The sequence below is a fragment of the Lapidilactobacillus concavus DSM 17758 genome, from assembly GCF_001435835.1.
Lineage (GTDB): Bacteria > Bacillota > Bacilli > Lactobacillales > Lactobacillaceae > Lapidilactobacillus > Lapidilactobacillus concavus.
This window is the reverse complement of sequence record NZ_AZFX01000027.1, coordinates 1-1033: the sequence shown is the minus strand read 5'-3', so window position 1 is coordinate 1033 and position 1033 is coordinate 1. Positions and strand designations below refer to the sequence as shown.

The following is a 1033-nucleotide window of genomic DNA, read 5'->3' as shown; positions in this document are numbered from 1 at the left end:
CATATAAAAAATTTGCAATCGTTTTCATCTAAATAAAAGAAATAAGCCTATTACTTTATGCATAAGCGAGATATTCATATTAAAGTGAAATACTCTACACCAAAAACTATTATGATAATTTTAGCCGATGCGGAATATATCTATCTCTTTGGAAAAGATTTTTTTTATTGCTGTGAAAATGATATACCCACAAAAACCGCCGAATATATTCAAGATGAGATCGTTAATATCGAAGATTCTGCTTCCAATATAAAAATAATTGGTAACGAGTTGCAATATTTCAATTGACAGGCTTATTTTTATTAACATAATGAAATTAGTACGAGGATGTGCATATTTTTCTTTGAGAATTGAAATAAAAAAAGAAAAAGGCATGAGTAAAATAAAATTGCCAATAAGCTGATTTTTATTATACGAAAAAAGGTTAAGAATATTAAAGTTGTACATCATTTGCTTACCAAAAGGGATGTTATAGATTTCTGATCCAATTGGGTAATAATTTATAGGAAATAGCGTGACTGCGGTTAAGAAATACAAGTAAATGGTAAAAATAGTAATCGAGCAAAAAGTGTAAGTTGTCAGTTTTTCTCGCTTTCTCACTTGGATTACAAGAAAGATTATCAAAATAGCGACAATTGGAAATAAAATGGGTGCTTTTATCACATATGGCGCGGAATAAAATTTGCCACTTGGAAGTTGTATCATAGCGTAGGACTTTCCTCTTTTACTAATTTAACTGCATTATAACAATCAGACGTGAACTTGTAAAAGTATTATAGTATTTAGGCTATAAAATGTATTTTATTGAAGTTGCCGGGTTTGTGGAAAGGTCAATAATCAATTTGAGTAGTAGTGCTCTTTAGAGTGTTATAACGAGTAGCGGGTTATCATACAGACCTATAGAATGAATTAAGATTGCAGATGCCTTTCAATCGATGCTGGTGAGATTACCTTCGCGAGGACACAGTCTAGTGTTATTTAGAGAGCGTAAAATATCTTGTGTAAATGCATAAAAGATTTCTGAATTGTATAG

The 1033-nt window shown here is 30.6% G+C and carries 1 protein-coding gene; it reads right to left on the bottom strand.

Features of this window, described 5'->3' with window-relative positions:
• Positions 1–120: 120 nt before the first annotated feature.
• Positions 121–705 (bottom strand): VanZ family protein, encoded by a 585-nt coding sequence (locus FC15_RS09445; RefSeq protein WP_057823728.1) that lies wholly within the window; start codon positions 703–705, stop codon positions 121–123.
• Positions 706–1033 lie beyond the last annotated feature (328 nt).

Coding starts and splice junctions, on each gene's coding strand:
- FC15_RS09445 (WP_057823728.1), bottom strand. CDS start 705: ATGATACAACTTCCAAGTGGCAAATTTTATTCCGCGCCATATGTGATA.